Raw genomic sequence first — 19,155 nt, 5'->3', positions numbered from 1 at the left:
GCCACTACGCCTGCACGCGAACCAACCTCCGCCGGGAACCGTTGCGGATGTATGCGCAGCGACCACGACGCATCCACGCGTAATAGCGACCGCCAGCACACCCGCCCCACGACCGACTACGCATCCAGGCGTAATAGCGAACAAGAGCACACCGGCCCCACGACCCACTTCGCACCCACGCGCAGCGCCCACTACCGCCCCGGGCCGCAGACAGGCGGGGACGAGCAGGTCGAGACACGAGGCGAGCGCAGGCATGCCTCGAGGCTGCACGACTCGCCGACCCGCGCCTCCTCGGCGGGGTCGCCCCTGGGGAGGACGACCGGCCCGCGGCACCAGGGGAGGACCCGTGAGCGCTTAAGCTGGAACGCCCATGATCCCCACCATCACGTACCCGCCCGAGCTCCCGGTCAGCCAGAGGCGCGACGACATCGCCGCCGCGATCCGCGACAACCAGGTCGTCATCGTCGCCGGCGCCACCGGCTCGGGCAAGACGACGCAGCTGCCGAAGATCTGCCTCGAGCTCGGCCGCACGAAGATCGGCCACACGCAGCCCCGCCGCATCGCCGCCCGCACCATCAGCGAGCGCATCGCCGAAGAGCTCGGCGACGAGGTCGGCGGCGTCGTCGGCTACCAGGTCCGATTCACCGACAAGGTCGGCGCCGACACCCAGATCAAGCTGATGACCGACGGCATCCTGCTGAACGAGATCCACTTCGACCGCGACCTCACCCGGTACGACACGATCATCATCGACGAGGCCCACGAGCGCAGCCTCACCATCGACTTCCTCCTCGGGTACCTCAAGCAGCTCCTCCCCCGCCGCCCCGACCTCAAGCTCATCATCACCAGCGCGACCATCGACCCCCAGTCGTTCTCGAAGCACTTCGGCGACGCCCCCATCGTCGAGGTCTCGGGGCGCACCTACCCGGTCGAGGTCCGCTACCGCCCGCTCGTCGCCGACGACACCACGGGCGACGACGACGACACCGACCCCGACGACGACCGGCAGGAGGCGCGGGCCGGCGACCGCAGACAGCGCGCCGACGACAAGGACTACCTGCAGGGCATCAACGAGGGCCTCGACGAGCTCGCCCGCGAGAGCACCGGCGACGTGCTGGTGTTCCTCAGCGGCGAGAACGAGATCCGCGACGCCGAAGAGAGCATCCGCGGCCGCAACCTGCCGCACACCGAGGTGCTGCCGCTCTACGGCCGCCTCAGCGCCGCCGATCAGCACCGCGTCTTCCAGCCCAGCGCCACCGCCGGCACCCGCCGCCGCATCGTCCTCGCCACGAACGTCGCCGAGACCAGCCTCACCGTGCCCGGCATCAAGTACGTGATCGACGCCGGCACCGCCCGCATCAGCCGCTACTCGACCCGCGCCAAGGTGCAGCGCCTCCCGATCGAGGCCATCTCGCAGGCCAGCGCCAACCAGCGCTCCGGCCGCTCGGGCCGCACGAGCAGCGGCATCGCGATCCGCCTCTACAGCGAGACGGACTTCGAGAAGCGCCCCGAGTACACCGAGCCCGAGATCCTCCGCACGAACCTCGCCGCTGTCATCCTGCAGATGATCTCGCTCGACCTCGGCGACATCGCGGCCTTCCCCTTCCTCCAGCCGCCCGACTCCCGCGGCATCAAGGACGGTCTCGACCTCCTCCGCGAGCTCGGCGCCGTCACCCAGGGCGGCAACATCACCCGCGTCGGCAAGCAGCTGACCCGGCTGCCGATCGACCCGCGCCTCGCCCGCATGGTCGTCGAGTCGAAGACGCACGGCACGACCCGCGAGGTGCTCGCCATCGTCGCGGCCCTCAGCATCCAGGACCCTCGCGAGCGCCCGCTCGAGAGACGCGCCCAGGCAGACGAGAAGCACGCCAGGTTCCGCGACCCGGCCGGCGACTTCATGACCCTGCTGAACCTCTGGAACCACCTCGAAGACAAGCAGAAGGAGCTCAGCGGCAACGCCTTCAAGCGCCTCTGCCGCGACGAGTTCCTCAACTACCTGCGGATCCGCGAATGGCAGGACGTCTATCGCCAGCTGTCGCGCGCCTCCCGCCCCCTCGGTCTGCACATCGGCGAGCGCAGCACGAACCCCGACGGGGTGCACCGCAGCCTGCTCGCCGGTCTGCTCAGCCAGATCGGCCTGTTCGACCCGCAGAAGAAGGACTACGTCGGCGCGCGCCAGTCGCGTTTCGTGGTGTTCCCGGGCAGCGCGCTCGCGAAGAAGCAGCCCGCGGCGATCATGAGCGCCGAGCTGGTCGAGACGAGCCGCCTGTTCGCGCGGGTCAACGGCGCCATCGACCCCACGTGGGCCGAGCCGCTCGCCCTGGACCTCGTGAAGCGCAGCTACGGCGAGCCGCACTGGGAGAAGAAGCAGGGCGCCGTAGTCGCGTACGAGCGGGTCACGCTCTACGGCGTGCCGATCGTGCCGAGGAGGCGCGTGCAGTTCTCGCGCATCGACCCGGCCTACGCGCGTGAGCTGTTCATCCGGCACGCCCTCGTCGAGGGCGACTGGGAGTCCCAGCAGGCGTTCGAGCGCAAGAACCAGCAGCTGATCCGCGAGCTGACCGAGGTGGAGGAGCGTACCCGCCGCCGCGACATCCTCGTCGACGGCGATGCGGCGTTCGAGTTCTTCCAGCGGCGGATCCCGGCCGACGTGTTCAGCACCCGCGACTTCGAGGGCTGGTGGCGCAAGGCCCAGAAGGACACCCCCGACCTGCTGACCATGACGGCGTCCGACCTGCTCGGCGACGACGAGCCCGACGTCGACGAGCAGGGGTTCCCCAGCACCTGGCAGCAGGGCGACCAGACGCTGACGCTGCGCTACCGGTTCGAGCCCGGCGCCGACGACGACGGCGTGACCGTGGTCGTGCCCCTGCCGCTGCTGCCGCGCCTCCGTCCGGTCGGGTTCGACTGGCAGGTGCCGGGTCTCCGCGACGAGCTGGTGACCTCGCTGATCAAGTCGCTGCCGAAGCAGATCCGCAAGAACGTCGTGCCCGCCGCCGACTGGGCGAAGAAGATCACCGACGAGCTGCCCGACGCTCCCCCGGCCGACACCGCCGAGCCGTTCACGGCGACCCTCGCGGCGGTCATCAAGAAGCTCACCTACACGCCCGTCGCGGTCGACGACTTCGACCTCGACCGCGTGCCGGCGCACCTCCGGGTGTCGTACGCCGTGGTCGACGACCGCGGTCGCGAGGTCGGCAGCGACAAGGACCTGGGCGCCCTGCAGCACCGGCTGCGCGACGCCACCCGCGACAGCGTCGCGCGCGTCACGCAGGGCGGCGGTCGCGACGCCCGCGGTCGCGGAGGCCGAGGAGGCGCGGGTCGGGTCGCCGACGCCGGCCAGCGCCCCGCGAACTCCCTCGAGCGCACCGGCATCACCTCGTGGGACTTCGACGAGCTGCCCGCCGTGGTCGACACCCGGCACGGCGACACGGTGATCCGCGCGTACCCGGCGCTGGTCGACCACGGCGACTCGGTCTCGATCACGCTGATGGCGACGCCGATCGACCAGGCGCAGGCGACGCCGAAGGGCGTGCGGCGACTGCTGATGCTCGCGACCCCGTCGCCGATCGCGTACGTGCAGCAGCATCTGACGAGCCCCGAGAAGCTGATCCTCGCGACGAGTCCGTATCAGAACACGGCGGCGCTCTTCGCGGACTGCCTCGTCGCGGTCGTCGACGACGTCCTGTTCCGCGTGAAGCCCGACGGCATGGTGATGACGAAGAAGGAGTTCCTCTCGGCCCGCGACCGCGTCTCGAGCGCCGTGATGGACCAGATGTTCCAGACCGTGTCGCTGGTGGCGCGCACCCTGACGGCCGCGCGCGACGCCGACAAGGCGCTCAAGGGCGCGACGTCGATGAATCTCCTCGCGGCGCTGACCGACATGCGCCAGCAGCGCGATCGGCTCGTCCACCCCGGCTTCGTCTCGGCGACCGGGCTGCAGCAGCTGCAGCGCGTGCCGGTGTACCTCGTCGGCATCACCCGGCGCACGACGAAGCTGCTCGAGAACCCGCAGCGCGACCGCGTCTGGCTGAGCGAGGTGCAGCAGGCGACCGAGCGGTACGAGACCGCGGGCGGGACGTTCCCTCTGCCCGACACCGCGCCTCCTGCACTCGCCCGCGCCCGGTGGATGCTCGAGGAGTTCCGCCTCAGCCTGTTCGCGCAAGACCTGCGGCCGAGCGAGAGCGTCTCGCTGCAGCGCATCGTGAAGGTGCTCGCCTCGGCCTGAGCGGCCCGTCGCCGAGACCCCGGCGATCCGCTGAGACCCCGCCGCGCGCGCCGGGGTCTCAGCGCGTTCCCGGGGTCTCGCGGCCGCGACTAGCCTTGGCGCATGCGCGCGACGGTGAAGGACGTGGCGGCACTCGCCGGGGTGTCGCCGAAGACCGTCTCGAACGTCATCAACGGCGTCGTGTTCGTCCGACCCGAGACCCGCGAGCGCGTCGAGCAGGCGCTGGCCGAGCTCGACTACGTGCCGAACCTCAGCGCCCGGGGGCTCCGCAACGGACGCACCGGGTCGATCGCCCTCGCGTTCCCCGACCTGACCACGCCGTACAGCGCCGAGATGTCGCACTGGTTCGTCGAGGTCGCGCACGAGCGCGGCTGGGCGGTGCAGCTCGAGCAGACCGGCACGCGCCCCGAACGCGAGGGCGAGCTGCTGCTGCGCGGCAAGGAGCACCTCGTCGACGGTCTCGTGCTCAACCCGACCAGCCTCGACGAGAGCGCCATCGTCGGCGCCGAGAGCCTGCCCCCGCTCGTCGTGATCGGCGAGGTCGAGCAGACCCTCGTCGACCAGGTGCGCGTCGACAGCGTCGCCGCGGCCCGCGACATGACCGAGCACCTGATCGGGCTCGGCCATCGCCGCATCGCCGTGCTCGGCAGCTCGGGTCGCGACTTCGACACGGCGACGGCTCGCGCCCGCACCCAGGGCTGGTCCGAGGCCATGGCCGCCGCCGGCCTCGCGGTCGACGAGGGCCTGCGCTGGTCGTGCGACGCGTGGTCGCCCGCCGCCGCCTCCGCCGCCGTGACCGAGGCCCTCGCCCGGCACGACGCGCCCGACGCGCTCTTCTGCTTCACCGACTCGCTGGCCATCGGCGCCGTGCACGCGCTCTGGTCGGCGGGCCTCCGCGTGCCGGGCGACGTGTCGGTCGCCGGGTTCGACGACATCGCCGACGGCCGCTTCGTGCTGCCGCCGCTCACCACCGTGGCCCTCGACAAGCGGCTGTTCGCCGAACGCACCCTCGAGCTGCTGGCCGCCCGCATCGCCGAGCGCGACCGGCCGACCGAGCTCGTGATCATCCCGCACACGATCGTCGCGAGAGCCAGCACGGCTGCACGCCGCTGACCGGCTGGTCGACCGCCCGGGCCGCCCCGCGCCTCCTGCCGTTCCGTTCGTCGTCGGGATAGACGACGGTCGTTCTCCGACGGCCCCCTCACGAGGAGGCGCGGCGAGGCCTACCGTCGGACCTCCCCTGCCGAGATCGAGAGGCTCCACCATGTCTGCAGACCAGTACGCATTCGAAGACCCCACCGAGAAGTTCGCCGACATCACCCCGAAGGCCCAGTATCTCGAGGGCGCCGGCACCGACGAGGAGCTCAGCTCGCGCGCCGACCACGGCGAGGAGACCTACCGCGGCTCGGGCCGCCTCGAGGGCCGCAAGGCGCTCGTCACCGGCGGCGACTCGGGCATCGGCGCGGCCGTCGCCATCGCCTACGCCCGCGAGGGCGCCGACGTCGCCATCAGCTACCTCGCCGAGGAGGAGGAGGACGCCCAGCGGATCGTCGCCCTCATCGAGGCCGCCGGTCGCAAGGCCGTCGCCCTGCCCGGCGACATCAAGAGCCGCGAGGTCTGCCTCGACATCGTGCAGAAGACCGTCGACGCGCTCGGCGGCCTCGACATCCTCGTCAACAACGCCGGCAAGCAGCAGCACGTCGAGGACTTCGCCGACCTTGACGACGAGAACTTCGACGACACCTACAAGACCAACGTGTACGCCATGTTCTGGATCACCAAGGCAGCGCTGCCGCACCTCGTCCCCGGCTCGACGATCATCAACACGACGTCGATCCAGGCTTACCAGCCGGCTCCGATGCTCGTCGACTACGCGTCGACCAAGGCCGCGATCAACACCTTCTCGAAGGGTCTCGCCATGCAGCTGGCCCCGAAGGGCATCCGCGTCAACGCGGTCGCGCCCGGCCCGATCTGGACCCCGCTGCAGCCCGCGGGCGGCCAGCCGTCCGACGCGCTGCCCGACGTCGGCAGCCAGACGGCCCTCGGCCGCTGGGGCCAGCCGGCCGAGCTCGCCCCCGCCTACGTGTTCCTCGCGTCGGGCGAGTCGAGCTACGTGGTCGGCGAGACGCTGCACGTCGACGGCGGCATGCCCACGCCGTAGGCGCCCGGTCGCCGAGGAGGCGCGGGTCGGGTCGATCCCGGCCCGCGCCTCCCTGCGTCCCGCCCCACGGGCCACTCCGCGACGACGTCGGAGAAAGCTCTTGCGTTTGCATTACAACGATGTAATGCTGTCGGCAGTCGACGACTCACAAAGGAGTGAACCCGATGACCCCACGTTCCACGACGCCCGGCACACCGAGCGAGGCATCCGCGCCCCGCAGCCTCAGCCGCCGCAATCTGCTGGTCGGCGGTGCGGCCCTGCTGGGCGGCGCCTTCGCCGTCGGCGGTCTCGCCGGCTGCTCGACCGGGGTCACGGCCGGCTCCGGCGGTGTCGCCAGCCTCAGCTTCTGGCACCTGCTGAGCGGGGGCGACGGCATCAAGATGTCCGCCCTCGTCGACGAGGCCAACGCCCAGAACCCCGAGTTCAAGGCCACCCAGACGGTGCTCGCCTGGGGCACGCCGTACTACACGAAGCTCGCCATGGCCTCGGCCGGCGGCCGGGCCCCCGACGTCGCGATCATGCACGCCTCCCGCGTCCCCGGCTACGCCCCCGGCGGACTGCTCGACCCGTGGGACGTCGACAAGCTCGCCTCGTACGGCGTGCGCGAGCAGGACTTCGCCCCCGCCGTCTGGAAGGCCGGCTTCAGCGGCGACCGGCTCTTCTCGGTCGCCCTCGACTCGCACCCGTTCATCCTCCTGTACAACACGGAGATCGCCGAGAAGGCCGGGGCCCTCGGCAGCGACGGGCGCCTGGTCGAGATCACGAGCCCCGAGCAGTTCCTCGAGGTCGCCAACGCCATGCAGGCGGTCACCGGCAAGCACGGCGCCTCGTGGGGCTACCTCAACGACGGCGCCCAGCTGTGGCGCATGTTCTACACGTTCTACAAGCAGCAGGGCGCCGACATGGTGCTCACCGAGGGCGGAACGGTCGAGTACGACGAGGCCGCCGCCGTCACCGCGCTCGAGTTCATGCAGAAGATGACCGACGGCACGGCGATGGCCACCGCGAGCGACATCCAGTCGGGCATCGCCGAGTTCGTCAGCGGCGACAGCGGCATGCTCTTCACCGGCGTGTGGGAGGTGCCCAGCGCGCAGAAGGCCGGCATCCCGTTCGACGCGAGCATCATCCCGACCCTGTTCGGCACGCCGGCCGTCTACGCCGACTCGCACTCGTTCGTGCTGCCGCGACAGGGCGAGGTCGACGAGGTGAAGCGCGAGGACGTCTACAAGATGGTCTCGACCATCCTGAAGGACTCCATCTCGTGGGCCGAGGCCGGTCACATCCCGGCGTACGGTCCGGTCGTCGACAGCGCGGCCTACGCCGAACTGCAGCCGCAGGCCAACTACGCCGAGGCGGCCGAGTACCTCAACTACGACCCGCCCGCCTGGTTCAGCGGCTCGGGGTCCGACTTCCAGACGTACTTCCTCGACACGGTGCAGTCCGTGATCCTGTCGAAGAACGACGCCGCCGCGGGCATGCGCGCGTTCGTCGCCCGCGTGAACACGCAGCTCTCGCGACCGGCACCGGTGTGACCGGGCCCACCCGCTCCTCCTCGGCCCAGGCCCTCCAGGAGGCGCGGCTCCAGCGGTCGTCGCACCAGGCACCGCAGCACCCCACGACGCACGACGACGAAGGAGTCGACCTGTGACCAGCACGACGGTCAAGGCCCCCGCGGCCGCGCCGGGCACGACGCGATCGGCCGCACCCGCACGGGTGCGGACCGGGTCGCGCCTGAAGCCCGGGGCCCACAAAGACAACCGGATCGGCTGGGGGTTCGCGGCGCCGTTCGCGATCCTCTTCGGGCTGTTCCTGGTCTGGCCCGTCATCCACGGGCTGTACCTCAGCTTCACCGGGCAGAGCCTCACGGGCTCGGGCGGCGAGCTGATCGGCGTCGCCAACTACGCCGAGGCCTTCGCCGACGGCGACATGTGGCGCTCGATGGCGAACACGCTGTGGTTCACCGTTCTGAGCACGATCCCGCTCGTCGTCGTCGCCCTGCTGCTGGCGCTGCTCGTCAACACCGGTCTGCCCGGTCAGTGGCTCTGGCGCCTCAGCTTCTTCCTGCCGTATCTGCTGGCGTCGACCGTCGTCTCGCTGTTCTGGATCCAGCTCTACAGCCCCACGCTGGGGCCGATCAACAACGTGCTCGCGACGCTCGGGCTGCCCCAGCCGGCCTGGCTGCAAGACCCGAGCACGGCCATGATCGCCGTCGTCGCGACCACCGTGTGGTGGACGGTCGGCTTCAACTTCCTGCTGTACCTGGCCGCGCTGCAGAACATCCCCGACCAGCAGTACGAGGCTGCGTCGCTCGACGGCGCCGGTCGGTGGCGCTCGCTGCTGTCGATCACGATCCCCCAGCTCGGCCCGACCACCGGTCTGATCGTCATCCTGCAGATCCTCGCCTCGTTGAAGGTCTTCGACCAGATCTACCAGATGACCACCGGCGGCCCGGCGGGCAGCACCCGCTCGGCCGTGCAGTACATCTTCGACACCGGATTCACCGGCTACCGGTTCGGCTACTCGTCGGCCATCTCGTACATCTTCTTCGCCCTGATCATCGTCATCTCGGTCGCGCAGTTCGCCATCGCCGCGCAGCGCCGGAAAGGAGCCCAGCGATGACCGCCCCCGCCGTCGCCCCGGGCAGCGGACTCCGCGCCCCCACCGCCGACCGGGCCCCGCGTCCGCACAAGCCGGGTCAGCGCCGGTTCGGCCCGCTCGCCGTCGCCAGCGTGATCGTCCTGATCGTGCTCGCCGTGCTCTGGCTGCTGCCGTTCCTCTGGTCGCTGTCGACCTCGTTCAAGAGCGAGGCCGACGCCGCAGCGACACCGCAGACCTGGCTGCCGGCCGGGGGCTTCACCCTCGACGCCTACCGCGCGGTGCTGACCGAGGGCAACATCCCCGTCTGGCTCTTCAACAGCCTGCTGACGTCGATCGTCATCACCGTGATCGTCGTCGCGACCTCGGCGCTCGTGGCCTACGCGTTCTCGCGTCTCGACTTCGCCGGCAAGAAGTGGCTCTACGTCGCGACCATCGCGTCGATCATCATCCCGCCGCAGGTGCTGATCGTGCCGCTGTTCTACCAGATGCTCGCCTTCAACATGGTCGACACGTACTGGGGCGTGATCCTGCCGCAGGCGATCGCGCCGGCCATGGTCTTCGTGCTCAAGAAGTTCTTCGACCAGGTGCCCATCGAGCTCGAAGACGCGGCCCGCGTCGACGGCGCCGGCCGGATCCGGGTGTTCTTCACCATCCTGCTGCCGCTGTCGAGGCCCATCCTCGGCGCCGTGTCGATCTTCGTGTTCATCGGCGCGTGGAACAACTTCCTCTGGCCGTTCATCGTCACGAACGACTCCGCCCTGCTCACGCTGCCGGTCGGGCTGCAGACCATCGAGAGCGCCTACGGCATCCAGTACGCCCAGAACATGGCGTCGGCGATCCTGGCAGCGCTGCCGCTCATCCTGGTGTTCCTGTTCTTCCAGCGGCAGATCATCAAGGGCATCTCGACCACCGGCTTCGGGGGGCAGTGACCACCCGACCCGCGCCTCCTGCATCCCTCTCCGACCACGACACCGCACACACGTCATCGCACGCCACGACCTCCTGAGGAGTCCCATGTCCACCGCCCGCATCACCGTCGACCGCGAGTTCACGATCGGCGAGGTCCCCCGCCGCATCTTCGGCTCGTTCGTCGAGCACATGGGCCGCTGCGTCTACACCGGCATCTACGAGCCCGGTCACGCCACCGCCGACGAGAGCGGCTTCCGCCACGACGTCCTCGAGCTGACCAAGGAGCTCGGCGCCACCGTGATCCGCTACCCCGGCGGCAACTTCGTCTCCGGCTACAACTGGGAGGACGGCGTCGGCCCCGTCGACCAGCGCCCCCGCCGACTCGACGGCGCGTGGCACACCGTCGAGACCAACGCCTTCGGCCTGCACGAGTTCGTCGAGTGGTCGAAGCTGGCCGGCACCGAGGTCATGGAGGCCGTGAACCTCGGCACCCGCGGCGTCGACGCCGCCCGCGAGCTCGTCGAGTACGCGAACCACCCCGGCGGCACCGCGCTCAGCGACCGCCGCATCGCGAACGGGGCGAAGGATCCGTTCGACATCAAGCTCTGGTGCCTCGGCAACGAGCTCGACGGCCCGTGGCAGATCGGCCACAAGACGGCCACCGAGTACGGCCGCCTGGCGCAGGAGGCCGCGAAGGCGATGAAGTTCGTCGACCCGACCATCGAGCTCGTCGCCGTCGGCAGCTCGGGTCGCGGCATGCCCACCTTCGGCGCCTGGGAGCACGAGGTGCTGACCCACGCCTACGACGAGGTCGAGTACGTCTCGATGCACGCCTACTACCAGGAGCACGACGGCGACGCGAAGAGCTTCCTGGCGACCGCGGTCGACATGGACGCCTTCATCGAGGAGGTCGTCTCGACCATCGACGGCGTCAAGGCGGCCGGCAAGCACAGCAAGCAGGTCGACATCTCGTTCGACGAGTGGAACGTCTGGTACCAGACCGGCCTCGACACCGACGACCAGCCGCACAACGTCTCGAAAGGCTGGGTCGAGCACCCTCGCCTGATCGAAGACCAGTACAACGTCACCGACGCCGTCGTGGTCGGCACGTTCCTCAACTCGCTGCTGCGCCACGGCGACCGGGTGAAGATCGCGAACCAGGCGCAGCTGGTGAACGTCATCGCGCCGATCCGCAGCGAGCAGGGCGGGCCGGCCTGGCGTCAGACGATCTTCTGGCCGTTCGCCCGCATGGCGGCGCTCGCGTCGGGTCAGATTCTCCGCACGCTCGTCACGAGCGACAAGGTCGACACGGCGAAGTACGGCGACGCCGACCTGGTCGACGTCAGCTCGACCTACGACGAGGAGACCGGGCGCGTCGCGTTCTTCCTCGCGAACCGCGGTCTGGACGAGGCGGCGGACGTCGAGCTCGCGCTGCGCGGGTTCTCGGGTGCACGCGTCACCCGCGCCGAGCTGCTCACGGTGCCCGAGGGCGGCGACCGCTTCACCTCGAACACCGAGCAGGCGCAGGACGCCGTCGGCCTGGTGCCGCTCGAGGGCGTCACCGTCGACGGGGGCTCGGCGCGGCTGACCCTGCCCGCCCTGTCGTGGGCCGTCGTCGAGTTCGAGGTCGGCAAGGCGTAGTCCCCGCGGTCGTCACCGAGGAGGCGCGGCGCCGGTCCGACCGGCACCGCGCCTCCTGCGCTCCGCGAGACCCCACGGAATCGACGAGACCCCCGTGCGCGCACGGGGGTCTCTGCGTTCTCGTGGGGTCTCGGCGATTCAGCCGCGCGGGCGGAACAGCCGCGAGATGCTGTCGCGCACCGACTCCTCGATGGTGTCGGTGAAGCCGTTGGCCATGCCGAGCGCGTCGGCGGGGGCGGAGGCCGCCGTCATCGACGCCACGAGACGCTCACCGTGGTACGCCCGCGCCGCCTTGACCGACGCGAAGCCCAGCCCCAGCGTCGCGGCCGCCTCGGCGAGCAGCTCGGTGCGCTGTTCGTCGGTGCGGGTCAGCGCGTCGGCGAGGGCCGACACGGACGGGTCGTCGAGGCCGTCGGCCACCCACTGCTGCGCGCGGAGGGGCAGCGCCCCGGGGGCCAGCATGCCGAGCAGACGCTTCGCCTCGTCGTCTCGGAGCTCGGCGCGGGCGACCCCCGTGTCACGGGGCGTGGGCGAATCGGTCATGCTGCGACGATACCGGTCGGCCGGGCGCCGCCCGCGTCTCAGCTGTACAGCCGGGTCGGCGTCGCCGCGGCTCCCTCGAGCTCGGGCGCGACGTCGTCGTCCCGCTCGCCGAGCAGCTCGCGTTCGATGCGCTGCTTCTCGGCGATGCTCGACCGGATCAGGGGCAGCCCTCGCGCGATGGCGTTGCGGATCCGCTCCTGCAGCAGCGGGGCGGTGACGCGCCGGTCGGTGAAGTCGCTCGCGTGGGCGTAGACGCCGAGCGGCAGGGTCAGCGCCTGGAAGAACCCGAACAGCGGTCGCAGCGAGTGCTCGAGGATCAGCGCGTGCCGCTCGCTGCCGCCCGTCGCGGCCAGCAGCACGGGCACGTCGACGAGGGCGTACTGCTCGACGAAGTCGAAGAGGTGCTTGAACAGACCGGTGAAGGAGGCGCGGTAGACGGGCGAGGCGGCGATCAGCAGGTCGGCGGACTCGATGGCGCGGAGCTCGCGCTCGACGCGTTCGTCGAGCTGGTCGCGGGTGAGGGCGCCGGCGAAGAGCGGCCCGAGCTCGCTCACCCGGATGACGTGGCGCTCGATCGGCAGCACCTCGGCGAGCTCGTCGAGGATGGCGTCGACCAGCGCGTCGGTCTTGGACGGCGTGCTGAGGGTGCCCGACACGGCGACCACGCGGAGCGGCTGCGGACGGGCCAGCGAAGGGGCCAGGGGAGGCGTCGGTGGAGGCGTCATCCGAACCATGCTCCCCTCCATGCGGCGTAACAGTCGCACTGTGACGCAATGAGTCGTGCGACAGTGAGCCGGTGACGCATCAACCACTCGAGCACGGGTTCGACCCGGCCAATCCCGATTCCGACCTCGCCGCGTCGTTCGGCCTCGCCGCCGACGTGTACGAGCGCGGCCGACCGTCGTACCCGACGGAGGCCGTCGAGTGGCTCCTCCCGAGCGGCGCCTGTCACGTCGTCGACCTCGGTGCGGGCACCGGCAAGCTGACCCGCGTTCTGCTCGGCCGGGTGCCGGCGGTCACCGCCGTCGAGCCGTCGGAGGGCATGCGGCAGCAGCTCGAACGGGTCGTGCCGGCGGCGACGTCGGTCGCCGGGTCGGCCGAGTCGATGCCGCTCGACGACGACTCCGTCGACGCCGTGTTCGTGGCGCAGGCCTGGCACTGGGTCGACCCGGCACGGGCCGTGCCCGAGGTCGCCCGGGTGCTCCGCCCCGGCGGCACGCTCGCGCTGATCTGGAACATCCGCGACGAGAGCGTGCCCTGGGTGGCCGAGCTCAGCCGCGTGATGCGGCAGCCGCGCGAGCGCGACATGCAGTCGGACGCCCCACCCGTGGGCGCGCCGTTCGGTCCGATCGAACGGCACGACGTCGCGTGGGTGCACGAGATGGAGCGCGCCGACTTCCTCGACATGATCGCCTCGCGCAGCTACGTCATCACGCTGTCTCCGGGTGAACGCGCCGAGCTGCTCGCCCGGGTCGAGCATCTGCTCGACACCCACCCCGACACCCGGGGGCTCGCCCTCGTGCGGGTGCCGTACGTCGCCCGCTGCAGCCGCGCGGTGCTGCCCGGCTGACCGGCCGGCACCGCGCCTCCTCGGCTCCGGACCCGCCCGCCACCGGTCGGCGGGCACGACGACGCGAGCGGGACACCGCTGCCTGCGGTGCCTCGCTCGCGTCGGGATGCCGCAAGGGGTCAGCCGGTGACCACCGCGATCTCGTTCGGGACCTCGGGCAGCTCGGTCGTGGCGAGCACCTCGCCGGTGGCGACGTCGACCGCGTGGATCGACGACGCGGCCGTGTCGGTCACGTAGGCGGTGCCGCCCTGGACGATGAGCGCCGGGTGGGCGTCCTGCCACTCGGCCGGGCCCTCCCACGGGTCGATCACCGGGTACGAGGCGGTCTCGGCCCCCGTGGTCTCGTCGAGCACGTGCAGTGCGCCGTCGGTGCCGAGCACGACGATCTCGTCGTCGGGGCCGCGGGCGACGTCACGCCAGGTGTACTCGACGCCGTCGGGCAGGTCGACGACCGTCGCGGTCTTCGCCTCGGTGTCGGTCAGCACGAGCCGGTGCAGCTCGTAGCCCTCGGCGTCGGGGTCGTCGTTGTAGTCGCCGACCGCGATGGGCGACGTGTCGGTGACGTACGCGTTGCCGGTGCGGCCGTAGGCGTCGGGGGCGTCGATCTTCGTGAACGCCCCGTCGTCGTAGACCAGCACGCCGTCGGTGCAGCCGAAGACGACGCGCTCGTCGGCCGCGGTGCCCTCGCCGTGGACGGACGGGCAGTCCTCGCTGCGGGCGATCTCGGTGCGGTCGGCGTCGAGCGCCCGCACGCCGGTGCGCTCGTCGGGGGTGCCGATCGTGGTCAGCAGGGTGCCGTCGGCGAGCTCGATCGAGACGCCGTGGTGCGCCTCCGGCGAGGAGATCGTCTCGGTCTCGGGCAGACCGCCGCTCGTGTCGAGCAGATCGGCGGAGTCGAAGACCGTGGTGTCGCCCGTGCCGTCGGCGAAGAGGATCGTCCTGCCCTCGTGCCGCACGACGTGCCCGGGGGTGTCGCCCTCGAAGACGAGGTCGGTGAGCTCGGGGTCGGCGACGCGGTGCGCGCCGTCGGCGGTGGTCCAGGCGCCGGTGTCGAGCACCTGCCAGCCGCCCGCGGTCGAGACCAGCACGTGGCGACCGTCGCCGGCCGGGTTCAGCCGGTTGAAGCCCGCGAGGTCGATGTCGGCCTCGGTCTCGAGGGTCTCGCCGTCGAGCACGTAGAGGCCGCCGTCGTAGGTGAGGGCGATGCGCGGCTGGGCCGAGTCGACCTCGGCGCCCGCGGTCGTCGACGGGTCGTCCGCCGCCGGGCCGGAGCCCGTCGAGCAGGCGGTGAGCAGCAGCGCCGACGACGCGACGGCGGCGAGGGCGAAGGAGGCGCGGCGCACGCGGCGCGGTCCCCTGCTGTCGAGGAGGTGGTTCATGGGTTCCTTTCGGTGGGGGCCGGTCGCCCGGACGCGAGGCGTCACGGCGACAGGCCGGTGGCGATGCGCTCCGTGTTCGTGCGCATCATCTGGAGGTAGGTCTCGGCGCCCTCGCCGGGTTCGCTGAGCGACTCGGTGAAGAGGTCGACGACGGCGACGTCGACCCCCGCCTCGTCGGCCAGCACCCGGGCCAGGCGGTCGGGCTGCGACGAGTCGGCGAAGATCGCGCGCACGCCGGTGCGGTCGATCACCGTCACGAGGTCGTCGAGGTCGGAGGCGCTCGGCGCGGCGAGGGTCGTCCCGCTCGGCACGACCGCTCCGATCACGTCGAAGTCGTAGCGCTCGGCGAGGTAGCCGAAGACGTGGTGATTCGTCACGAGGGCGCGCTGGCCCTCGGGGATGCCCGCGAACGCGGTGGTCATCTCGGCGTCGAGGCTCTCGAGCTCGGCCGTGTACCGGTCGGCGGCGCTCTCGAGCGCGGTGATGTCGACGTCGTCGCCGAGCTCGGCCTCGAGGGCGGCGGTCACCCCGGCGACGACCTCGACCATGCGGGTCGGATCCGTCCAGAAGTGCGGGTCGTCGAGACCCTCGGCGTCGCCGTCGGCGTACACCAGCGGCTCGATGAGATCGCCGGCCTCGACGGTCGGCACGCCGTCGGCGGCGGCCGCGTCGACGTGCTGCTGCAGACCCTCCTCGAGACCGAGCCCGTTGCTCACGACGAGGTCGGCCGTGCGGATGCGGGCGGCCTCCTGCGCCGAGATCTCGAACGAGTGCGGGTCGGCGTTCGGGCGCATCAGCGTCATCACCTCGACCTGGTCGCCGACGAGCTCGCCCACGACGTCGCCGAGGATGTTGGTCGTCACCACCACGAGCGGGCGATCGGCGGCCGGCGTCGCGCAGCCGGCGAGCAGGCCGATCGCGAGCATCGTCGCGGTGGCTGCGGCGGTCGCACGGGCGACCCTCCTCGTGGTCGCCGCCGGGGTCGCCGCGGCGGTCGCGGCGGTCGTGCGCGCCCGCCTCATCGGCCCGTCTCCGCGGCGAAGGACGGCGCGTCGACGTGGTCGAAGGTGCGCGACACCCGGCCGCCGTCGGCGTAGTCGATCTCGAAGACGGCGCCCTCGAGCGGGCCGTTGAGGTAGGCGCGGCTGGCGTCGACCGAGAGCGAGACGCCGTCCAGGGCGGTGTCGTCTCCGACGGTGGAGGGCAGCAGGGGGTCCGTGGTCGCGACGACCCCGTCGTCGCCGGTGAGCACGACGACGCAACCCGAGGCGTCGAGCCCGACGACGTGGCCGTCGGAGTCGTCGACGGCCGACACCCGCACGAGCGGCGCGGGGGTCTCGACGAGCGACCAGCTGCGCTCGCGGGTGTCGAGCAGCCAGGCGCCCCGGTCGCCCGCGACCGCCGCGACGGTCGGTCGGCCGCGACGTCCGTCGAAGGCGACGGCGCGCTCGTCGGCCGCGACGGCCTCGGGGTACGGGATGCGCTCGAACACGACCGGAGCGGAGGCCGCGGTGTCCGCACCGGCGTCGGACCCGGTCGCCCCCTCGCCGGCAGCCCCTCCCCCGTCGCCCGTGGCGTCGTCCGTCGTGGCGAGCAGGGCACCGTCGGCGCAGCCGATCACGACGCCCACCCGGGTCTCGATGCTGCCGCGGGGGTCGACGCACTCGGCCTCGGCCCCGTCGACGGGTCGTCCCTCGCGGTCGAGCACCGCGACGACGTCCGGCCCGAGGTCGGTCACGGTGCTCGACAGCAGCGAGTCGCCGAACGGCACGAGCACGCCCTCGTCACCGGTCGCTGCGGCGCCGTCGAAGCGGGCCACCTCGTCGATCTCGCCGGCGCCCAGCGCCTCGGTGTCGAGCACGATCTGCTCCCCCGAGGCCGGGAACCGCACGGTGGTGAGGTCCGCGCCCGGCACGACCCGCGCCTCCTCGGCCGCCCCCGCCGTCGCCTCGACCGAGCCGACCTGCCGGGCCTCGGCGCGGTAGTAGTGCGAGTGATCGCCGTGGTCGACGGTCCAGACCCCGGTGTCGACGACGTCGACCGTTCCGGAGGCGCGGGTCGCGAACACGAACCGCCCGTCGGTCGAGAGACCGTCGGCCGGCTCCAGCTCGGCCACGGTCTCGTCGTCGCCGGTGAGCAGGTCGAGCAGGTCGACGCGGCCCTCGGGGTCGATCGTGGCGAGTCGGAGCTGCGGTTCGCTGCCCTCGGTCGCTCCCTCGACGTAGCCGTGCGGGGTCGAGGCGTCGGTCGGCGCGGCGGCGTCGGAGCCGGTGTCGGAGCCGGACGACGAGCCGGGGGCGCTGCAGGCCGTGAGGACGACGAGCGTCGCGGCGGTCGCGGCGACGAGCGCGAGCGGACGGATTCGGCGAAGGGGGCGTCGGGTCGGGTCAGACGAGGGGTCGTTCGGGTGCACGGAGGCCTTTCGGACGGGTCGGCGTGCCGACGGGGGCGGAAGTCGGCGTGCCGACGGGGGCGGAGGTCGAGGGGCCGACGGGTGCGGAGGGCGCCGCGCCGGGAGGAGGGGTCGCGCCCGGGCGGACCGCGACGGCGGAGACGAGGCGGCGGACGACGGCCGAGAGCGGCACGAGCGCGACGGCCACGCCGGCGATCGAGGCCCCGGCGGCCGTCCCGGCGTGCCAGGAGACGAGCAGCCCGGCGAGGGCCGCGAGCGAGCCGAACGCGGTCGCGAGCAGCATCGTCGAGGGAACCCGGCGCACCCAGTGCCCGGCTGCGACGGCCGGGGCGAGCAGCAGGGCGACGACGAGCAGCGACCCGACGGCCCCGTACGACGCCACGACGGCGATCGTCACGAGCCCGACCAGCGCCACCCGGGCGAGGCGGGGGCGGAGACCGAGGGTCGAGGCGAGGCGCTCGTCGAACGCGAGGGCCACGAAGGGGCGGTGCAGCACGGCGGCCACCAGCACGACGAGCACCAGGGCGCCGGTCATCAGCAGCAGGTCGCTCGTCGAGATCGCGAGCACGTCGCCGAAGAGGATGGAGGTGACGTCGGTGGCGAAGGTCCGCGAGCGCGACACGATGACGACGCCGAGCGAGAGCATGCCCACGAAGAGCAGCCCGATCGCGGTGTCGGCGCCGATCTTCGCCCGCCGCTCGACGACTCCCACGCCGACGCTCATCACGAGGGCGCTGACGGCCGCGCCGACGACGACGGGCAGGCCGAGCAGCGCGGCGAGCGCGACGCCCGGCAGCATGCCGTGGGCCATCGCCTCGCCGAGGAACGCCATGCCGCGCAGCACGACCCACGTGCCGACGACGCCGCAGATGGCGGCGACGAGCACGCCGCCGAGCAGGGCTCGGAGCACGAAGGAGGCGCTGAGGGGATCGGTCAACCAGGTCACGATCGACGACTTTACATGAAAACGATTATCACTATGGATAGGCTGGGGATCATGAGCACGACGCCCTCCGCCCCTCCGCCGTCACCCCTGGCCGTCCGCGCGCTGACCGCCGCTCACGACGATCGGCGCGTCGCACTGCACGCGGTCGACCTCGAGCTGCCGCGCGCCGCCGTCACCGCGCTCGTGGGGCACAACGGCTCGGGCAAGTCGACTCTGCTGGCCGTGCTGGCGGGCACGCACCTCCCGACGAGCGGCTCGGTGGACCTGCCGGGCGTGTCGTCGATCGCCTGGGTGGTGCAGCGCAGCGCGGCCCCCGACCGGCTGCCGGTCACGGTGCGCGACGTCGTCGGCATGGGCCGGTGGCGGTCGCTCGGGGCCTGGCGCCGCCCGACCCGCACCGACCGCGCGCTCGTCGACGGAGCCCTCGAGCGACTCGGCCTCGGCGCCCTCGCCGCGCGTCCCTTCGGCGAGCTCTCGGGTGGACAGCGCCAGCGCACCCTGCTGGCGCAGGCGCTCGCGCAGCAGGCCGACCTCGTGCTGCTCGACGAGCCGGAGGCGGGGCTCGACGCCGACGCGCAGGGCATCGTCGCCGAGGTGGTCGCCGCCGAGGTCGCCCGCGGGGCCACCGTCGTGCACGCGACCCACCACGAGTCGTCGGCGGGTCGGGCCGACCGGGTCGTGCACCTCCGCGACGGACGGGTGATGCGCGTCGCCGATCGCTGAGGGGCGGAGCGGCGCCGGTCTGCGGTGCCGGCACCGCGCCTCCT

General features: G+C 71.9%; 15 protein-coding genes. 9 read left to right on the top strand and 6 right to left on the bottom strand.

From position 1 onward, the window contains the following. Positions 1–370 precede the first annotated feature (370 nt). The 7 genes from hrpA to arfA all read left to right on the top strand — a co-directional run bounded on the left by hrpA (position 371) and on the right by arfA (position 11,537). A complete protein-coding gene (gene hrpA / locus ACZZY9_RS12535) occupies positions 371–4,228 on the top strand; it encodes an ATP-dependent RNA helicase HrpA (protein ID WP_463464315.1) in 3,858 nt (1,285 codons plus the stop codon). A gap of 102 nt (positions 4,229–4,330) precedes the next feature. Further along, the gene (locus ACZZY9_RS12530) at positions 4,331–5,341 is read left to right on the top strand and encodes a LacI family DNA-binding transcriptional regulator (RefSeq protein ID WP_243215209.1); all 1,011 of its coding nucleotides are present in this window, start codon (positions 4,331–4,333) and stop codon (positions 5,339–5,341) included. Between the two features lie 151 nt (positions 5,342–5,492). Continuing rightward, on the top strand, positions 5,493–6,389 hold the full coding sequence (locus ACZZY9_RS12525; protein WP_463464314.1) for a glucose 1-dehydrogenase: 897 nt from the start codon (positions 5,493–5,495) through the stop codon (positions 6,387–6,389). 164 nt (positions 6,390–6,553) lie between these two features. Then, positions 6,554–7,921, top strand: a complete 1,368-nt coding sequence (locus ACZZY9_RS12520) for an extracellular solute-binding protein (protein ID WP_463464313.1) — start codon at positions 6,554–6,556, stop codon at positions 7,919–7,921. Positions 7,922–8,102: 181 nt separating this feature from the next. After that, positions 8,103–9,008, top strand: a complete 906-nt coding sequence (locus ACZZY9_RS12515) for a carbohydrate ABC transporter permease (RefSeq protein ID WP_243215217.1) — start codon at positions 8,103–8,105, stop codon at positions 9,006–9,008. Continuing rightward, the gene (locus ACZZY9_RS12510; RefSeq protein ID WP_192059484.1) at positions 9,005–9,916 is read left to right on the top strand and encodes a carbohydrate ABC transporter permease; all 912 of its coding nucleotides are present in this window, start codon (positions 9,005–9,007) and stop codon (positions 9,914–9,916) included. Before ACZZY9_RS12515 ends, ACZZY9_RS12510 begins: the two co-directional genes overlap by 4 nt. An 85-nt stretch (positions 9,917–10,001) precedes the next feature. Next, a complete protein-coding gene (arfA, locus tag ACZZY9_RS12505; RefSeq protein WP_192059482.1) occupies positions 10,002–11,537 on the top strand; it encodes an arabinosylfuranosidase ArfA in 1,536 nt (511 codons plus the stop codon). 138 nt (positions 11,538–11,675) lie between these two features. Here the strand turns inward: arfA and ACZZY9_RS12500 are convergent, their stop codons facing one another. Further along, complete coding sequence (locus ACZZY9_RS12500) at positions 11,676–12,080, bottom strand: hypothetical protein (RefSeq protein ID WP_463464312.1); 405 nt, start codon at positions 12,078–12,080, stop codon at positions 11,676–11,678. Between the two features lie 38 nt (positions 12,081–12,118). Next, positions 12,119–12,805 (bottom strand): FMN reductase, encoded by a 687-nt coding sequence (gene msuE / locus ACZZY9_RS12495; RefSeq protein ID WP_463464311.1) that lies wholly within the window; start codon positions 12,803–12,805, stop codon positions 12,119–12,121. Positions 12,806–12,876: 71 nt separating this feature from the next. On the opposite strand from msuE, the gene ACZZY9_RS12490 reads away from it, so the two are divergent. After that, positions 12,877–13,650, top strand: coding sequence for a class I SAM-dependent methyltransferase (locus ACZZY9_RS12490; protein WP_192059476.1), 774 nt, complete (start codon positions 12,877–12,879; stop codon positions 13,648–13,650). Positions 13,651–13,769: 119 nt separating this feature from the next. Here the strand turns inward: ACZZY9_RS12490 and aztD are convergent, their stop codons facing one another. The 4 genes from aztD to aztB form a co-directional block, all read right to left on the bottom strand. Next, complete coding sequence (gene aztD / locus ACZZY9_RS12485; RefSeq protein ID WP_463464310.1) at positions 13,770–15,029, bottom strand: zinc metallochaperone AztD; 1,260 nt, start codon at positions 15,027–15,029, stop codon at positions 13,770–13,772. A gap of 41 nt (positions 15,030–15,070) precedes the next feature. Next, the gene (gene aztC / locus ACZZY9_RS12480; RefSeq protein ID WP_463464679.1) at positions 15,071–15,955 is read right to left on the bottom strand and encodes a zinc ABC transporter substrate-binding protein AztC; all 885 of its coding nucleotides are present in this window, start codon (positions 15,953–15,955) and stop codon (positions 15,071–15,073) included. 92 nt (positions 15,956–16,047) lie between these two features. After that, positions 16,048–17,442, bottom strand: a complete 1,395-nt coding sequence (locus tag ACZZY9_RS12475; protein WP_463464309.1) for an ABC transporter — start codon at positions 17,440–17,442, stop codon at positions 16,048–16,050. Beyond that, complete coding sequence (aztB, locus tag ACZZY9_RS12470) at positions 17,417–18,388, bottom strand: zinc ABC transporter permease AztB (RefSeq protein ID WP_463464308.1); 972 nt, start codon at positions 18,386–18,388, stop codon at positions 17,417–17,419. The genes ACZZY9_RS12475 and aztB overlap by 26 nt, the downstream gene beginning before the upstream one ends. A 51-nt stretch (positions 18,389–18,439) precedes the next feature. On the opposite strand from aztB, the gene aztA reads away from it, so the two are divergent. After that, a complete protein-coding gene (aztA, locus tag ACZZY9_RS12465; RefSeq protein ID WP_463464307.1) occupies positions 18,440–19,111 on the top strand; it encodes a zinc ABC transporter ATP-binding protein AztA in 672 nt (223 codons plus the stop codon). Positions 19,112–19,155 lie beyond the last annotated feature (44 nt).

The organism is Frigoribacterium sp. AC394 (assembly GCF_979258095.1).
This window is presented reverse-complemented; position numbering and strand designations above follow the sequence as displayed.

What these genes read in the sequence shown, in the direction of transcription:
- ACZZY9_RS12510 (WP_192059484.1), top strand. Translation starts at nt 9,005, where the DNA reads ATGACCGCCCCCGCCGTCGCCCCGGGCAGCGGACTCCGCGCCCCCACC.
- aztC (WP_463464679.1), bottom strand. Translation starts at nt 15,955, where the DNA reads ATGCTCGCGATCGGCCTGCTCGCCGGCTGCGCGACGCCGGCCGCCGAT.
- ACZZY9_RS12520 (WP_463464313.1), top strand. Translation starts at nt 6,554, where the DNA reads ATGACCCCACGTTCCACGACGCCCGGCACACCGAGCGAGGCATCCGCG.
- aztD (WP_463464310.1), bottom strand. Translation starts at nt 15,029, where the DNA reads ATGAACCACCTCCTCGACAGCAGGGGACCGCGCCGCGTGCGCCGCGCC.
- ACZZY9_RS12525 (WP_463464314.1), top strand. Translation starts at nt 5,493, where the DNA reads ATGTCTGCAGACCAGTACGCATTCGAAGACCCCACCGAGAAGTTCGCC.
- aztA (WP_463464307.1), top strand. Translation starts at nt 18,440, where the DNA reads ATGAGCACGACGCCCTCCGCCCCTCCGCCGTCACCCCTGGCCGTCCGC.
- ACZZY9_RS12530 (WP_243215209.1), top strand. Translation starts at nt 4,331, where the DNA reads ATGCGCGCGACGGTGAAGGACGTGGCGGCACTCGCCGGGGTGTCGCCG.
- hrpA (WP_463464315.1), top strand. Translation starts at nt 371, where the DNA reads ATGATCCCCACCATCACGTACCCGCCCGAGCTCCCGGTCAGCCAGAGG.
- arfA (WP_192059482.1), top strand. Translation starts at nt 10,002, where the DNA reads ATGTCCACCGCCCGCATCACCGTCGACCGCGAGTTCACGATCGGCGAG.
- ACZZY9_RS12500 (WP_463464312.1), bottom strand. Translation starts at nt 12,080, where the DNA reads ATGACCGATTCGCCCACGCCCCGTGACACGGGGGTCGCCCGCGCCGAG.
- msuE (WP_463464311.1), bottom strand. Translation starts at nt 12,805, where the DNA reads ATGACGCCTCCACCGACGCCTCCCCTGGCCCCTTCGCTGGCCCGTCCG.